12 protein-coding genes are annotated in these 15,533 nt (G+C 38.5%); 5 read left to right on the forward strand and 7 right to left on the reverse strand.

Annotated elements, in window-relative coordinates; all coding sequences use genetic code 11:
• The first annotated feature begins 53 nt into the window (after positions 1-53).
• Together ACSSV9_RS08805 and ACSSV9_RS08810 are read left to right on the forward strand one after the other, a co-directional pair.
• Positions 54-2,687 carry a DUF5916 domain-containing protein gene (locus ACSSV9_RS08805; protein WP_437346879.1) on the forward strand — a complete coding sequence of 878 codons (2,634 nt, stop codon included), beginning with the start codon at positions 54-56 and terminating at the stop codon, positions 2,685-2,687.
• Positions 2,687-3,901, forward strand: a complete 1,215-nt coding sequence (locus ACSSV9_RS08810) for a lipase family protein (protein WP_437346880.1) — start codon at positions 2,687-2,689, stop codon at positions 3,899-3,901. Before ACSSV9_RS08805 ends, ACSSV9_RS08810 begins: the two co-directional genes overlap by 1 nt.
• On the opposite strand, the gene thrC is transcribed toward ACSSV9_RS08810, so the two are convergent.
• From thrC to ACSSV9_RS08845, 7 genes are all read right to left on the reverse strand, one after another.
• Positions 3,898-5,205, reverse strand: coding sequence for a threonine synthase (gene thrC / locus ACSSV9_RS08815; RefSeq protein WP_437346881.1), 1,308 nt, complete (start codon positions 5,203-5,205; stop codon positions 3,898-3,900). The genes ACSSV9_RS08810 and thrC overlap by 4 nt on opposite strands.
• Positions 5,205-6,137, reverse strand: a complete 933-nt coding sequence (locus tag ACSSV9_RS08820; RefSeq protein WP_437346882.1) for a homoserine kinase — start codon at positions 6,135-6,137, stop codon at positions 5,205-5,207. The genes thrC and ACSSV9_RS08820 overlap by 1 nt, the downstream gene beginning before the upstream one ends.
• Positions 6,127-7,176, reverse strand: a complete 1,050-nt coding sequence (gene asd / locus ACSSV9_RS08825; RefSeq protein WP_437346883.1) for an aspartate-semialdehyde dehydrogenase — start codon at positions 7,174-7,176, stop codon at positions 6,127-6,129. Before asd ends, ACSSV9_RS08820 begins: the two co-directional genes overlap by 11 nt.
• Before the next feature lie 4 nt (positions 7,177-7,180).
• Positions 7,181-8,578: an aspartate kinase gene (locus ACSSV9_RS08830; protein ID WP_437346884.1), complete on the reverse strand. Its 1,398-nt coding sequence runs from the start codon at positions 8,576-8,578 to the stop codon at positions 7,181-7,183.
• Positions 8,579-8,826: 248 nt separating this feature from the next.
• Positions 8,827-10,869 (reverse strand): thioredoxin domain-containing protein, encoded by a 2,043-nt coding sequence (locus tag ACSSV9_RS08835; RefSeq protein WP_437346885.1) that lies wholly within the window; start codon positions 10,867-10,869, stop codon positions 8,827-8,829.
• Positions 10,870-10,901: 32 nt separating this feature from the next.
• Positions 10,902-11,336, reverse strand: a complete 435-nt coding sequence (locus tag ACSSV9_RS08840) for an FKBP-type peptidyl-prolyl cis-trans isomerase (protein ID WP_437346886.1) — start codon at positions 11,334-11,336, stop codon at positions 10,902-10,904.
• A 207-nt stretch (positions 11,337-11,543) separates the two neighbouring features.
• Positions 11,544-13,028 carry a B12-binding domain-containing radical SAM protein gene (locus tag ACSSV9_RS08845; RefSeq protein ID WP_437346887.1) on the reverse strand — a complete coding sequence of 495 codons (1,485 nt, stop codon included), beginning with the start codon at positions 13,026-13,028 and terminating at the stop codon, positions 11,544-11,546.
• A gap of 173 nt (positions 13,029-13,201) precedes the next feature.
• On the opposite strand from ACSSV9_RS08845, the gene ACSSV9_RS08850 reads away from it, so the two are divergent.
• From ACSSV9_RS08850 to ACSSV9_RS08860, 3 genes are all read left to right on the forward strand, one after another.
• Positions 13,202-14,158: a sensor histidine kinase gene (locus tag ACSSV9_RS08850; protein WP_437346888.1), complete on the forward strand. Its 957-nt coding sequence runs from the start codon at positions 13,202-13,204 to the stop codon at positions 14,156-14,158.
• 5 nt (positions 14,159-14,163) lie between these two features.
• Complete coding sequence (locus tag ACSSV9_RS08855) at positions 14,164-14,880, forward strand: response regulator transcription factor (protein WP_437346889.1); 717 nt, start codon at positions 14,164-14,166, stop codon at positions 14,878-14,880.
• Between the two features lie 85 nt (positions 14,881-14,965).
• On the forward strand, positions 14,966-15,529 hold the full coding sequence (locus ACSSV9_RS08860) for a DUF3109 family protein (protein ID WP_437346890.1): 564 nt from the start codon (positions 14,966-14,968) through the stop codon (positions 15,527-15,529).
• Positions 15,530-15,533 lie beyond the last annotated feature (4 nt).

Genomic DNA, 15,533 nt, shown 5'->3' on the forward strand with positions numbered 1-15,533 from the left:
CGAAAACCAATTTAAGGAGTCTAAAGACACCAAATTGAAAACCGGGAGTGGTAATGTTTTCTTTATTACTAATTTTATTAATACAGTTACTTACGACTAACACAGAAGCAGCCTGTAGAGCTCCTACGATTAAAGCATTTAAGCTCGAGAATACCGAAATCCACCTGGACGGTAAAATTATCGAACAGATATGGCAATATCTGCCAATCGACAATTTTACACAACGTGACCCTAACGAAGGAATGCCTGCTTCGGAACGAACTGAAGTTTGGATTGCTTACGACGACGAGTATTTATACATAGCAGCGAAACTATACGACAGCCATCCGGAATTAATCGATGCAAGCTTAACGCGTAAAGACAATTATATTCTTTCTGATTGGTTTGGATTTTATGTAGACCCGTACAACGATAAAAAAAGCGGCTTCTTTTTTGCAGTCAATGCCGGCGGCTCGGTTATTGACGGTATTCTATTTAACGACAGCTGGGACGACGATACATGGGATGGCATTTGGGAAGCTAAAACAAGTATAGAAGATTTCGGCTGGTCAGTAGAAATAAAAATCCCATTTTCACAATTACGATTCAAAGAAGAAAACAAGATGAAATGGGGTGTGAATTTTGCGCGCGAAATAAAAAGGAAAAACGAACGCTCATACTTTGTAATGGTACCAAAGAATGAAAGCGGCTTCGTTTCCCATTTTGCCACTCTGGAAGGCATTAACGGAATTAAAGCGACACAAAAGATTGAAGTGCTCCCTTATTTATTGCAAAAGACTCAATTCTTAGTTCACGACGCCGGCGATCCTTTTTATAAATCGAATCAATTTAAAACTTACGCTGGAGCCGACATTAAACTTGGCATCGGCTCTAACCTTAACATGAATTTAACTATCAATCCGGATTTTGGACAGGTGGAAGTAGATCCCGCAGTTATTAATTTATCGGCATTCGAATCTTATTTTCGCGAAAAAAGACCTTTCTTTGTTGAAGGCGCCGACTTGTTCTACTTCGGCATCGGTGGCTCGAACAGCAACTGGAATTTCAATTTCGGTTGGCCAGAACTTTTTTATTCCAGGAGAATCGGGAAAACACCTACTGGCAATCTACCTGATGAATACGATTACGCAGATTTTCCGGGCGAAACACGGATTTTAGGCGCCGCAAAAATTTCAGGAAAAATCAACCAGTCAACTACCATCGGTGCAATATCGGCTTTGACAGAAAGAACGTTTGCTAAAATTTATTCCCAAAATAATATTTCGGAATATGAAGTAGAACCCCTTACACACTATGGAGTATTAAGATTAAAACGAGAATTCAACGAGGGTAAACAATCGCTCGGTTTAATGTTTACATCGGTAAACCGCGATTTACACGACAACGACCTTAAAGAATTGCTTTCAAGACAGGCATACACTATTGGACTCGATGGCTGGAGCTTTCTCGATGACGATAAACAGTACGTTTTATCTGGAGCATTTGCAGGTTCTTACATCGAAGGTACAAAAGAATTTCTAATAAACCTTCAAGAAAGACCGCATCGGTATTTCCAGAGGCCGGATGCTTCTTTCTCACGCCTCGATTCAACACGGACTTCGCTTGCAGGATATTTCGGGAGATTAATGCTCAACAAACAACACGGCAATTTTTATTTCAACATGGCATTGGGTGCGGCTTCTCCAGGATTCGAATTTAACGACCTTGGATTTCAATGGTTAGCCGACAGATTAAATGGACACGTTGTTATTGGCTATCGCTGGTACGAACCTGCAAAAATTTTCAGAGAAAAATTTATCTACGCAGCTCATTCTCGCTCATTCGATTACGACGGCAATCTTCTCAATAATTTCTTGTGGTTCAGAAGCGGAGGAACTTTTCATAATTACCATAATATTCGAATCAGCGGCCATTATTCTTTTGAAAAATATACAAAAACTCTTACACGCGGTGGACCTCTTGCAATCGACCCGGCTAATTACTCGGTAGATATTTCCTTCGGCACCGACAATAGAAATAAAATCGCCTTCGATTTTGATTATGAATATTCGGCTAACGACGCTGGTAGTAATTCGATTGAACTTCAACTCGAAATCGACTGGAAGCCGACTTCACAAATCAATTTGATCTTCGAACCGGAATACAAATTCGGATACGAAACACGACAATGGATCGATGCTTTTGACGATCCAACTGCAACGGCAACTTATAACAAAAGATACGTCTTCGGTAAAATTAAACAAGACGTGCTTTCGGCAAATATCCGTCTCAACTGGACATTCACCCCAACATTAAGCCTACAGCTTTACCTGCAACCTTTTTTGGCCGTCGGTAAATACAGCGAGTTCAAAGAACTTGCTCAACCAGGAACAGACAATTTTATAAATTATACGCATTTCAGGTACGACAGTGCCGAAAATATTTATTATATTGACCCTGACGGCGAAGGAGACGCTGAAGAAATTTCTTTTGAAAATCCCGATTTCAATTATAAATCTCTCAGAGGCAATGCGGTTCTCCGCTGGGAATTTGTTCCAGGTTCCATATTTTATTTTGTATGGTCACACAATCAAACTAATTACGATTACGCTGGTAACTTCGACTTTTCGAGAGATATAAAAAGTTTGTGGAAATCAACCGGCGACGATATCTTCTTAGTTAAATTTTCTTACTGGATAAATATTTAGTGAAAAAGAATATTAAATACTTTTTGTTGATAATTTTACTGCTTGGATGTGAAAGAGGTAGTGATCTTATAGGACCTCTGGAATCTGAGCGGGGCAAAATTATCGACTACGAAAAAATTGCCACATACAATTCCGATCTGCTACTTACTCTTGCTTCAGAGTACGACGACGACAATATATCAAATATTACTTCGAACAAAAGTATTCATGATGTCGAAGTTTATAAAATAATCTATAACACGGTTGGGTACGATAACAAAATTGAAATGGCTTCTGGAATAGTGTTTATTCCTGTGGGAACTAATAATTTATCGATGATAAGCATTCAGCACGGAACCCAAACAAATCGCAAAAGAGTTGGCTCGGTGAACCCGTTATTTGCGCTCGAAGGATTAATTGCTGCGGCGTTGGGCTATTACGCTTGCGAACCCGATTATCTTGGACTCGGCATTTCAGAAATTGTGCATCCTTATCATCATTATCAAACTTCTGCAAATTCGGTAATCGATTTTTTACGCGCCGCCAGAGAATTTGCATACATTCAGAATTTAACACTGAATGGGAAACTCTTTTTAGCCGGCTATTCAGAGGGTGGTTACGTAACGATGGCTGTTCAAAGAGAAATTGAACTTAACCATAGAAATGAATTTAACATCACAGCATCAGCGCCAATGGCAGGCGCTTACGATCTGGAACTAACGGCAACAAAAATTCTTGAAAATGATTATTATCCACAACCCGCTTTCTTAGCTTACCTTATTTATGCTTATTCAAAAATTTATAAATGGAACGACTTGAATTACTTTTTTAACGAACCTTACGCCTCAGCCATGCACGAACTCTTTGACGGCTCGAAAAACATAGAGATGATTAATGAATCACTCCCGAAAGAGCTCAAACAATTGCTTGCGCCAGAATTCCTCTCTTCGATACAAAACAAAACTGAGAAACGACTCCTACCAAAATTGAAAGAAAACAGTTTAATAAATTGGAGCCCCTCGACTCCAATGCGACTTTATCACGGCGATAAAGACGACTTTGTACCTGTCGAAAATTCGTATCTGGCTTACGATTACTTTTCGGCACACGGTGCAAATGTGGATTTAATTATCATTCACAACGGAACTCATTATACAAGCGCCGTCCCTGCTCTTATCGATTTAATTCTTTGGTTCGACAGCTTTAATCAATCGCACTTCTATGTACAAAACTAAACTGTGGAAAGTAAATATTCTTTCAGGTCGCTGTAATTGGAACTAAGTTCGATGCTTTTCTTTTGTTTATCGAGACAAGTTGCAAGCCGTTGAGGAACATCAATTTCAACTCCAAGTTCCTCTTCAATTACATCTTTGAATTTTGCAGGGTGTGCAGTTTCGAGAACCACTTTATTAAATTTAGCCGTCGCTCTAACAATCTCGTAGTCCTTTAGCGCCATATATCCCACCGCACCATGTGGATCGAGGATATATCCATATTTTTCGTAAACTTCTTTAATGCCCCGTCGTGTCTGGACGTCGTCAAAGGATCTGGAGTGAATATCTCGTTGAATTTCCGAAAGTCGGTTGCCGTATAATTCCCGTATACGCGCAAGATTACTCGGATTTCCGACGTCCATAGCATTTGAAAGCGTTTGAACGGAAGGATGCGGCTGGAAAATTCCGGTATTGACAAAATCGGCAAACACGTGATTGCTATTTACTGCACCAATAAATTTTGTAATCGGTAATCCCATTTTCTTTGCAATCAAACCGGCGGTGAGATTGCCAAGATTGCCAGAGGGTACAGAAAAGACTGAGTGAATTGTTTTATTGGGAATTTGTTTATAAGCCTCGAAATAATAAAAGGATTGAGGCAGCAATCGAGCAATGTTAATCGAATTTGCCGAAGTCAAATTCAATTTCGATGCAAGTTCTTTATCAATAAATGCGCTCTTCACAAGACGCTGGCAATCGTCGAATGTGCCTTCGATTTCAAGGGCTGTTATGTTCTTGTTTAACGTTGTTAATTGTTTTTCCTGAATTAAACTTACCTTTCCTTTTGGATAAAGAATATAAACATTAATTCCGGGAGTTTCATAGAAACCGTACGCAACAGCACTACCGGTATCTCCTGATGTAGCCACCAGAATATTTAGACTTTCCCCTTTTTTCTTCACAAAATATCCCATCGTTTTAGCCATAAAGCGGGCACCGAAATCTTTAAATGCAAGCGTAGGACCGTGAAAGAGTTCAAGTACCATTAAATCGTCTTTTAGATTAACTAATGGAGCTGGAAAGTTGATTGCCTGTTGTATAATATCCGAAAGGTCGCTTTCGCCTATTTCATTGCCGACAAATTTTTCCGCAATTCTGAAGGCAATTTCCTGAAATTGATAGTTTTCAATCGAATCAATCATTTCTTTCTGGAGTATGGGAATTTCGACGGGCATAAAAAGGCCACCGTCTTTTGCCAGCCCTTGCAAAACCGCCGTTTCGAAATTGACAATATTTTTTTTGTCGTTTGTACTATAGAATTTCATTATAAAACCATCGGACCTTTTTTATTAATTTTTGATACGTAAATTTTGCCTTCGAAGCCCGCAGATTTTACAGCTTTCAACATTGCGTTTGCAATTACGCGCGCATGCGACTCGCTTCTCGAAAAAGCAAACATCGAAGGACCAGAACCAGTAATGTTACAATTAATAGCTCCCTTTTCCAGAGCTGCATTTCTCACTTCGTCGTAGCATGGTATTAATGCCGCTCGTTTCGGCTCGGCAAAGTAATCGATAATCGACCTGGCAATTAAATCGTAATCCGATGTAATTAGACCAGCAATTAAAGCCGAGGCATTACCTGCCTGTGCAATTGCTTTTTTTATGCTAACATTTTTACTTATTAGTTTACGAGCCTCGCAGGTTTTTATTTCTATATTGGGATAAACAATTGAACAATGGAGATCTTCAGGATAGTCAATTTTTATTATATCAATCGGATTATAACTTCGAATCAATACGAATCCTCCGTAAAGGCAGGGAGCAACATTGTCCGCATGAATACTGCGACTGGCAATAAATTCTCCTTTGAGAGCATGTTCCAGAAGTTCATAAAGAGATAATCTAAGTTCGAGAAGTTCATTTAGAGCAAAAACGCCGGCTACTGCGCTCGCAGCGCTCGAGCCCAATCCGCTACCGATTCCCATCTTTTTATGTATCGTTACATCCAGCCCAACATTTATTCTGTACTTTTTCAATAAAGATAGCATGGCACCAGTTGTAGTATTTTTATCCACTTCATAAGGAAGGTAGCCATTGTCGCCAAAGATTTTTACTATCCGTATTTCTTTGCGGTCTGTTAATTTTACAGTAACCTCGTCGCCGGGATTGTGAAGGGCAAAACCCATCATGTCGAATCCTGGACCAACATTAGAAACCGAAGCCGGAGCAAATACTTTAATCGACTTAGAGCTCATCGAAGTACCCTTTTGCTTTCATTAATTCGGCAATCAAAATAGTGCCTCCCGCAGCACCTCTTACTGTATTGTGTGAAAGGACAACGAACTTATAATCAAAAAGTGGGCATTTTCGTAATCGTCCAACTGAAATTGACATTCCTCCGCCCAGATTGCGGTGTATTCTCGGTTGCGGATAGTTTGACTGTTCGAAATAGATAATTGGTTTTGCCGGCGTCAGCGGCAAATTTAATTCCTGAGGCACTGATCGAAAGTTATTCCATACTTCAATAATATCTTGCGGCTCGGCTTTGGTTTTCAGTTTAATCTGAATATTTTCTGTATGACCGTCAAGTACGGCAACTCTGTTGCATTGAGCACTAATTTTAATATTGGCATACTCAATCGAATCATCTTTCAATTTTCCGAAAATTTTGAGCGGTTCGGTTTCCATTTTTTCTTCTTCGCCTCCGATAAAAGGCACTACATTGTCGAGGATGTCCAGACTCGGTAAACCTGGATATCCTGCGCCCGAGATAGCCTGCAATGTAACCACATTGACGGCTTCTATCCCAAAATTATCAATAATTGGTTTGAGTGCAAGCGCCATCCCAATCGTTGAACAATTTGGATTTGTTACAATTGCTCCTTTATGTTTTTGAGATTTAATCAGTTCGATATGCTCGGGATTAATTTCGGGAATAATCAACGGAACGTCTTTGTCGAAACGGTGATTACGCGCGTTGGAAATTACTATGCAACCGTCTTCGGCGTACATTTTTTCAATATCACCCGCAACTGAAGAATCGAGTCCCGAAAAAAGTATACGCGCCGTTAAACCAGTTTCACATTTCTTAACAATCATATTTTCTATTTGAGGAGGAATAGGTGTAGCCATAATCCAGTTGACGGCGTCTTTATATTTTTTTCCGGCGGATCTATCGGAAGCGCAAAGTTCAACAACTTCAAACCACGGATGATTTGCCAGCATTTCGATAAATCTTTGTCCAACGCTGCCAGTAGCTCCCAATACTGCCACAGGTATTTTACTTTCTTTCATATTTTCACCGTTTTATAGTTTTTAATAAACTTTTATGAAGCACATTAAGTGCTTTTGAAATATCTTTCCTATCAATAATAAGCGAAATATTCAACTCCGAAGAACCCTGAGCAATGGCAATAATATTAATATTGTTCTTGCCGAGTGCCTGAAATACTTTTCCAGCTATACCCGGAGTGCGTCTCATGTTTTCGCCCACAACAGCTATGATCGATAAATTTTCCTCTAACGAGAGCCGACTGATTTTGCCTTCCATAATTTCGAATTTAAATTCTTCTTCGATGGCTTTTATCGAAGTTTTTCCCATCGAAGGAGGAATGGCAATACAGATCGAATGTTCGGAGGAAGCCTGTGAGATTAAAATTATATTCACATTGTAGCGAGCAAGTGCAGTAAATAATCTGCCTGCAATACCAGTGACCCCGACCATACCGCCGCCCGATATACCAATCAATGAAACGTTGTCGATTGAAGAAATTCCTTTAACGGTCATGTCGGAACTCTGTTCCCGTCGAATGATTCTTGTACCCGGGAATTCTGGATTGAATGTATTCTTAATTACAATTTCAATATTCTTTTTCAGAGCTGGCAAAATCGTTGGAGGATAAATTACTTTTGCGCCGAAGTGGGACAATTCCATCGCTTCTTCATAAGTAACTGTGGATAGAGGAAAGGCACCTTTGACCTTGCGCGGGTCGGCAGTAAGTATACCGTCGACGTCAGTCCAGATCTCAATCTTTTTTGCATTCAAAGCCGCCCCGAAAATTGATGCTGTGTAATCGGAACCGCCTCTACCGAGTGTAGTTATTTCGTTATCGATTGTCGATGCTATGAAGCCGGTGATTATCTGCAGTTTCTTGTGCTTTGAAAAATATCTTTTAATTTTATTGTAGGTTACTTTTTCATTTACTTTTGCATTTCCGAAATTGTCGTCTGTCTTTATCAATTTACTGGCATCCAGGTATTCACAATCTATTCCCCTTTTTTGCATTGTATAAGAGATAATAGAACACGATAATTTTTCTCCGAAGCTTTGAATAAAGTCGAGTGTTTTAGGCGAAACTTCGCGTACGAGATAAGCGCCGTGCAAAATTTCTTTCAATTCTCCGAATAAACTGCGGAGCAATTTTTCAATATCTGGCAAGTCTTCAGTTCTATTCAGATCTGCTGCTACTTTCAAATGAAGTTCTACAAGCGAATCGAATTCTTCTTTGTATGAATTGTCCCTGCTATCTGCTTTGCGAGCTATCTCAATCAACTTATCCGTAACGCCTTGAAATGCTGAAAAAACAACTGCAATTTTTTTCCCGTTATTCAGATAATAGTTCGTAAGAATATCGATTACGCTGTTTATTCTTTCCGAATTACCTACACTTGATCCACCAAATTTTAATATAGTCATACTCATTCACCTGTTAAATTTTAATGAAAAAGCTTGGATTGTGTGCCGTAAATCAGCACGTCGTGACATGCGTTTGCGTGGACGTCGTTGTTGTACGCAGTTCTGCTTTTTTGCCGCGCGGGGTAGTCGGCAAAATCTTATATGGGGTTGTTATATAGGAACTGCTCGAATGCACTTGCAAAATCTCAAAATTTTGGATTTTATTATAAGAATCGTTCGGGACAGTTTCAACAGATTTTATTAAAAAATTATTTTTTTTGATTAATTGCCAATAAAATCTCTTCTCGATTATCGGTGGGCAGTGTGCATGAAAAATCCTTGCAAAGATAGTAGATCGTCTTTTGGGAATCGAGTTTGTAATTCTCAAGCCATGGCGCTCTTTCAATCATTTTCTCAATGTTATTTTTGTCGACATGAAGATAATAGAGGTTTGAGTTTTTCCTTAACTGCGAGATAAATTTTTGCTCTGGCTTATTTCCAGAAATCAATAAAAGAGAAGTATCTTTGGAATGAAATTTCATAATACCACGCAGAAAATATGTATACCCGATCGAACTTTTATTTAACGAGGAAGAAAATGCTTTAATCGAATTTACTGCCAGTTCTCTATTATTACCTGTAATAAAATAAAGTTCGATTAAATTTAGCAACTGAATCGAATTCCCCGACGGGATTGCGCCGTCGTAAGCAAATTTTAATCTTATTGTATTCTCTTCTGGCCGATTGTAAAAAAATCCCCCTTCAGATTTGTCTTCGAATAAATCCGTAAGTATATCGTTAATTTGAAGTGCTCGAAAAAGATAATCTTCGTTCAGAGTGGTTTTGTAGAGTTCGAGAGCGGCTTTAATTAAATACGCATAATCGTCGAGAAAACCGGGAATTTTATTCTCGGAATAATGATACAATTGATTATTGACAAAAGCATGGTCTATCAAATATGCGAAAGCTTTTTCAGCGCTTGCAATCATTTCTTTATTTTCGAGAATCGAGCCCGCCAAAGCAAGCGACGAGATAACCATTGAATTCCAGTCTGTTAAAATTTTTTCGTCTCTTAAAGGTTTGATTCTTTTGCTCCTGGCTTCGAGTAAAATTTTTCTTATGGACTCAATTTTATCTCTTCCGTATTGAACACGAAGTATGTCAGATCTTTGTTGCAAGAAGAAGATATTTTTCCTCGTTGGATTTCCAGTCGATTCGTTGCGGTGATTGCCCTCCTCTGAAAAGTTAAATATTTCCCGAGCAATCCCGTAATCGTTCCCCAAAAGCGACTTGATTTCATCTGAAGTCCAGAGATAATATTTTCCTTCTTCCCCTTCACTGTCGGCATCCAGTGCCGAATAAAATGCACCTTCAGAAGAGGTCATTTCGTTTTTAATAAATTCATATACTTCTTTAACCGTATCGGCATAAAAGCTATCGCCAGTTTTTGCATAAGCGAGTGCGTAAACTTCGATCAATGAAGCCTGATCGTAAATCATTTTTTCGAAGTGAGGAAGGAACCATTTTTTGTCCGTCGAATAACGATGAAATCCAAAGCCGATTTGATCGTATATTCCGCCTTTTCTCATTTCAGTGAGAGTTTTTTCAACCATTTCATTTGCCTGCCGATTATTGTAATCGAGAAGAAAGAGAAGGTTGTGAGGTGCAGGAAATTTTGGAGCAGTTCCGAAACCTCCGTACTCGGCATCGAAATTCAATTTCAGTGTTTCGAATGCTTTGTCGATAATCGAATTGTCAAAGGCTTCGCTTGTCGAAGATTCAAAATGTTTGATAATGGTTGATGATATTTCATCGGAAGTACGCAATAACAGACTTCTGTCTTTGTTCCATAAATCGATTATTCTGTTCAATAGATCGACAAAACCGATTCTCCCGTAATATGAATACTTCGGGAAATAAGTGCCGGCGTAAAATGGCTTTCTATCGGGTGTAAGAAAAATCGAAAGAGGCCAGCCTCCCCTGCCCGTAATCAACTGGCAGGCGGTCATGTAAATTGAGTCAATGTCGGGACGTTCTTCCCTGTCGACTTTAATCGAAATAAAATGTTTATTGAGAAGTTCGGCTACTTCTTCGTCTTCAAAAGATTCGTGAGCCATAACATGGCACCAATGACAGGTTGAATAACCGATAGAAAGAAAGACAGGCTTGTCTTCCCTTTGAGCGATACGGAAAGCTTCGTCGCACCACGCATACCAATTGACAGGATTATCTGCGTGTTGTCTTAAATATGGCGATTTCTCGTTTTTTAAGCGATTAATTTTCTCTTCCTTTCGGAAAAAAAAGCTCCACACTCAATAGTATGGAGCAAGTTAAACTAACTAAATTATTCTTCTTCGATCGATACCAATTCAATGTGAAAGTTAAGGTCCTGCCCTGCTAATTCATGATTTGCATCCACCACAATACCATCTTCGAGCACATCAACGATCGTAAGGGGAATAATTTGATTGTCATCTGTTTGCATATGAAGTTTCATTCCAACTTCCGGATTCAAGTTAGGAGGAAGGTTTGAATTATTTACTTTGATAATCAAATCTTCCCTTCTTTGTCCGTAAGCTTCGTCGGCAGGAATATTAATATCGACGGTTTGTCCTGGTTCGAGACCAACAACTGCCTCTTCAAATTTACCGAGCAGAGCTCCTTCACCAATTGTAAATTCAAGGGGTTCGTTGCCGAATGACGAATCGAATTGCGTACCGTCGTTTAATGTTCCGGTATAATGAACTTTTACTTTGTCGCCTGTTTTTGCGATTGACATATTTTTTCCTCCAACCGCATTCCTGAATGCGGGTTATTTTGTTTATAGATTTACCTAAGTTTATTAATTTTTTTTTAATAACATCCAATTACTACGAATAGTTTAAGAGAAGAACCAATGTTGCAAATTCGATGTGAAAAACGTCAGGTGTGAAATGCAACTTACGTTACAAATATAAAAAATATTACTTAGAAAAAAACTAAATTATTAATTTGTTATTCTCGCAGATATTTTTCTAAAATGATATCCGTAAACAGCAAAAGTCATGGCAAGGGGGAATTTTTTTGGATATTTTTTAACCGTATAGAAAAACACCTTCCAGAAATAACGTTTTCCGGCGTCGAGTATACCCAGTTTCCATAATATCATAAAAAACGCTTTAAACTCTCTAAATGTAAATCTGACTTTCGGCCAATCAGGCACACGATAAACATCAACGAAATTTCTTATACGATTATAATATTCTTTCGGCGAATAAATTTTTTTGATGATCTGTGTATAGCCTTTTATCAATTCTTTGTAATTCATTCGGGGGACAATGTTCGTAAAGCCATCCATATTGTTGCCGCTGAAGTTGTCGATCAAGCGGTTCTCTTTTTTTAGCCTGTTATACAATTTAGTGCCGTTAGGAGCATTTAGCAATCCAACCATAGCAGAAACTATACCGCTGCTTTGAATAAAATCGACGTATTGTTTATGAAATCCAGGTTTATCGCTGTCGAAACCCACAATAAATCCCCCCGATACTATCATTCCGCTGCCAATTAATTTTTTAACTGACAATTCGAGGTTTCTTCTTAAGTTTTGTTTCTTACCGCATTCGTTCAAGCTGTCCGGGTCGGTTGTTTCGATTCCTACAAAAACGCTGTTAATACCGGCATTAATCATCTGAGCGATCAGCTCTTCGTCGTCTGCCAGATTGATCGATACTTCTGTAATAAAATTGAAAGGATACCCTTTTTCTTGTTGCCACTTAATAATTGCGGGCAGAGTCTCGGACTTTAAAAGTCTTTTATTGCCGATAAAATTATCGTCAACAATTGAAACTCCACCACGCCAGCCGAGTTGATATAATCTATCGAGTTCTGCAATAAATTGGAAACTGCTTTTTGTACGCGGTCGTCTTCCGTTTAAAACAGTTATGCTGCAAAATTCACAATCGTAAGGGCAACCACGTGAATATTGAATACTCATTGATGCGTATTTATCCATCTCAAGCAGTTCCCACATCGGTACGGGAGTGGCGCCAAGTTCTGGATATTCATTTGTTGAATAAACTCTTTCAGCTCTGCCCTTCGAGAGGTCGCTTAAAAATTGCGGCAAAGTTAGTTCGGCTTCATTCAAAACAAAATGGTCTATGCCGGGAAAATCGTTATACTGAAAAGTAAAAAGGGGACCACCACCAACTATTGGTTTGTCCAGATTATTACATTTTCTAATAATTTTTCTTATCGATGAGGTATGAATATTCATTCCGCTTAAGAAAACATAATCCGCCCACAAAATATCCTCGTCTTCGAGTCGGGTTACATTCAAATCGATCAGTCTCTTTTCCCACTCAGCTGGAAGCATCGAAGCTACAGTGATCAATCCGAGTGGTGGTTCGGCTGACTTTTTCGATACAAATTTAAGCGCATCTTTAAAACTCCAGAATGTTGCCGGAGTCTCTGGATAAATCATTAATATTTTCATCTCGTTTAACGTGTTTATTAACACTCGTAATAATCATAAATTTCAGACATACTTTCTGTAAAAGAAATGTAAAAATTAAGCGCAACCAGCTTTTGATTTTCTTCCTTGCCTTACTACGTATTGTATAATTCGCGTATTTCAGCGATATTAATCCGTCAATTGAACGGCGAAAGATGAAAAAAATTAATTCGCAACTCTATATTATTATCGCCTTTGTTATCGCTCAGATTGCATGGCTTGGCCTGCTGGCTTTGTGGATTTATTGGTATGTAACAAATTATATAATATTCGAACAGGTAGCCAGCAAACTTTCGCCTTTAATTGACATTCAAACCCCAAATGTATTTGTCTTCACCGGTGGAATTATTCTCATTGTGGGAATTGCTGTTGTCATGTTCATTTTTTTTCGGAATCTTACTGTTCAGTATAAACTCGCAAATTTATACGACAATTTCATTGCTACCGTTACTCATGAATTAAAATCACCTCTCTCCTCATTAAAATTATTCCTTGAAACTATGTCATATAAAAATGTGAGCGAAGATAAACAGAAAGATTTTCTTGCGTTAATGATGAAAGACATTCAACGACTAGATAATTTGATAAATACAATTCTCGAAATTTCCCGACTTGAACAAAAAAAGATTGTACACGACAGACGAACATATTATACCTGCAGTCTCTTTGAAGAACTGGTGAATGAATCGATCGCCAATTTATCGGTTCCCGATGGTGTGGTAAAATACGAATGTACTTCCACCTCAAGCTGCTCTGCGGATAAAAAAGCATTGCAGATAGCAGTCGATAATTTGATAAGCAACGCAATTAAATATTCAAACAAAGAACCCTCGATTAATATTTCCGTTAAGGACAATAGAAAGAAAATTATTATAAACATAAGTGACAATGGTGTGGGCATCCCACAGCAATATCAGAAAAAAATATTCAATAAATTTTTTAGAATCGACTTGAATTATATGCCAAACGTAAAAGGGACGGGATTGGGTTTGTACTGGACAAAAGAAATAATCAAGCAGCACGACGGCTCGATAAACGTTTATAGCGAAGGCTTGAACAAAGGGTCAACTTTTACAATTGAACTCCCTGCGGTAAAAATAAAGGACAAATAAAAAACATGACACAATCCGAAGAATTAAAAGGTAAACGTATTTTGCTAATCGAAGACGAAGAATCACTGGCAATCGGACTCGAATTCAATTTAAGAGAGGAAGGATATATTGTAGACTGGGCTAAGAACGGCAGAGAGGGCATCGAAAAAATCACCAACGAAAATTACGATCTCATTATTATCGATTTAATGCTTCCTTATCACGACGGTTTTGAAATTACCAAATTAATTCGGAACAAAGACATTCAAATGCCAATTCTGATACTCACGGCGCGTTCTTCTGCCGAGGATAAAATCAGGGGTTTCAATTACGGAGCCGACGATTATGTGGTAAAGCCATTTAATTTAAAGGAATTGCTTCTGCGGATAGAAAGGATGTTAAAAAGAAAATCGTGGTACAAAAATCTGGAAAAGACGGGAGAAACTTTTCAGTTCGGCAACAACAAAGTCAATTTTATTAATCTCGAGTGTACCTCTGGCAAAAAAAAATTCCGGCTTACTCCCAAAGAGGCAATGTTATTAAAATATTTTGTCGAAAACAGGTCGAGAATAATTTCGAGAAAAGAGTTGCTCGAAAATGTCTGGAATTTGCACTCCGATGTTGAAACCCGTACCGTTGATATATTTGTTTCCCGTTTGAGGAGGTATTTTGAACTCGATCCCGACAATCCGGCTTATTTCAAAAGCGTCCGCGGCATGGGATACATTTTCGAATTCCATTAATGAAGACTGTTTGTATTAAAAAAAATTCGGCAATTTACTGAATGAACAAAAATTTGTATCTTACAACAAAAATTATTCCAGTATTATGAATAATCATTTAATCGATGTTGACGATGTAATTGTAAACAGGGAGATAATTGAAACAAAGTTTACGTGCGATTTGAGCAAGTGCAAAGGGTCATGCTGTACTATGGAAAGCAAATATGGTGCTCCTCTTTTAGAAGAAGAAATCGAGATAATAAGCAAATACATCGATATAATTAAAGATTTTCTTCCTGATGAACACGTTGACGTTATCGAACGCGAAGGTTTCTGGTTCGAAGAACATGGCGAATTTATGACAAAAAGTTTAAATAATAGAGCGTGCGTCTTTGTGGTCTACGAGAACGACATTGCATATTGCGGCATCGAAAAAGCATACAAGGCAGGTAAAATCGATTTTATTAAGCCGGTCTCGTGTCATCTTTTTCCAATTAGGATTTCTAATTTTGGCGGTCCCGTACTTCGATACGAAAAGTACGAAGAATGTCTTCCTGCATTAGCAAAAGGGAAAGAAACATCGACAACAATAATAGAGTTTTGCCGCGAAGCTCTAACAAGAGTTTTCGGCAGCGACTGGTTATCAAAATTAAAAAAAGTAACGGAGTAGAAGA

Source organism: Melioribacter sulfuriphilus (assembly GCF_051488685.1).
Taxonomy (GTDB): Bacteria; Bacteroidota; Ignavibacteria; order Ignavibacteriales; family Melioribacteraceae; genus Melioribacter.

Bases quoted from the DNA above. Each gene is read 5' to 3' on its own strand.
- ACSSV9_RS08805 (WP_437346879.1), top strand. From the start codon at position 54: ATGTTTTCTTTATTACTAATTTTATTAATACAGTTACTTACGACTAAC.
- thrC (WP_437346881.1), bottom strand. From the start codon at position 5,205: ATGAAATTCTATAGTACAAACGACAAAAAAAATATTGTCAATTTCGAA.
- ACSSV9_RS08820 (WP_437346882.1), bottom strand. From the start codon at position 6,137: ATGAGCTCTAAGTCGATTAAAGTATTTGCTCCGGCTTCGGTTTCTAAT.
- asd (WP_437346883.1), bottom strand. From the start codon at position 7,176: ATGAAAGAAAGTAAAATACCTGTGGCAGTATTGGGAGCTACTGGCAGC.
- ACSSV9_RS08830 (WP_437346884.1), bottom strand. From the start codon at position 8,578: ATGACTATATTAAAATTTGGTGGATCAAGTGTAGGTAATTCGGAAAGA.
- ACSSV9_RS08840 (WP_437346886.1), bottom strand. From the start codon at position 11,336: ATGTCAATCGCAAAAACAGGCGACAAAGTAAAAGTTCATTATACCGGA.
- ACSSV9_RS08845 (WP_437346887.1), bottom strand. From the start codon at position 13,028: ATGAAAATATTAATGATTTATCCAGAGACTCCGGCAACATTCTGGAGT.
- ACSSV9_RS08850 (WP_437346888.1), top strand. From the start codon at position 13,202: ATGAAAAAAATTAATTCGCAACTCTATATTATTATCGCCTTTGTTATC.
- ACSSV9_RS08855 (WP_437346889.1), top strand. From the start codon at position 14,164: ATGACACAATCCGAAGAATTAAAAGGTAAACGTATTTTGCTAATCGAA.
- ACSSV9_RS08860 (WP_437346890.1), top strand. From the start codon at position 14,966: ATGAATAATCATTTAATCGATGTTGACGATGTAATTGTAAACAGGGAG.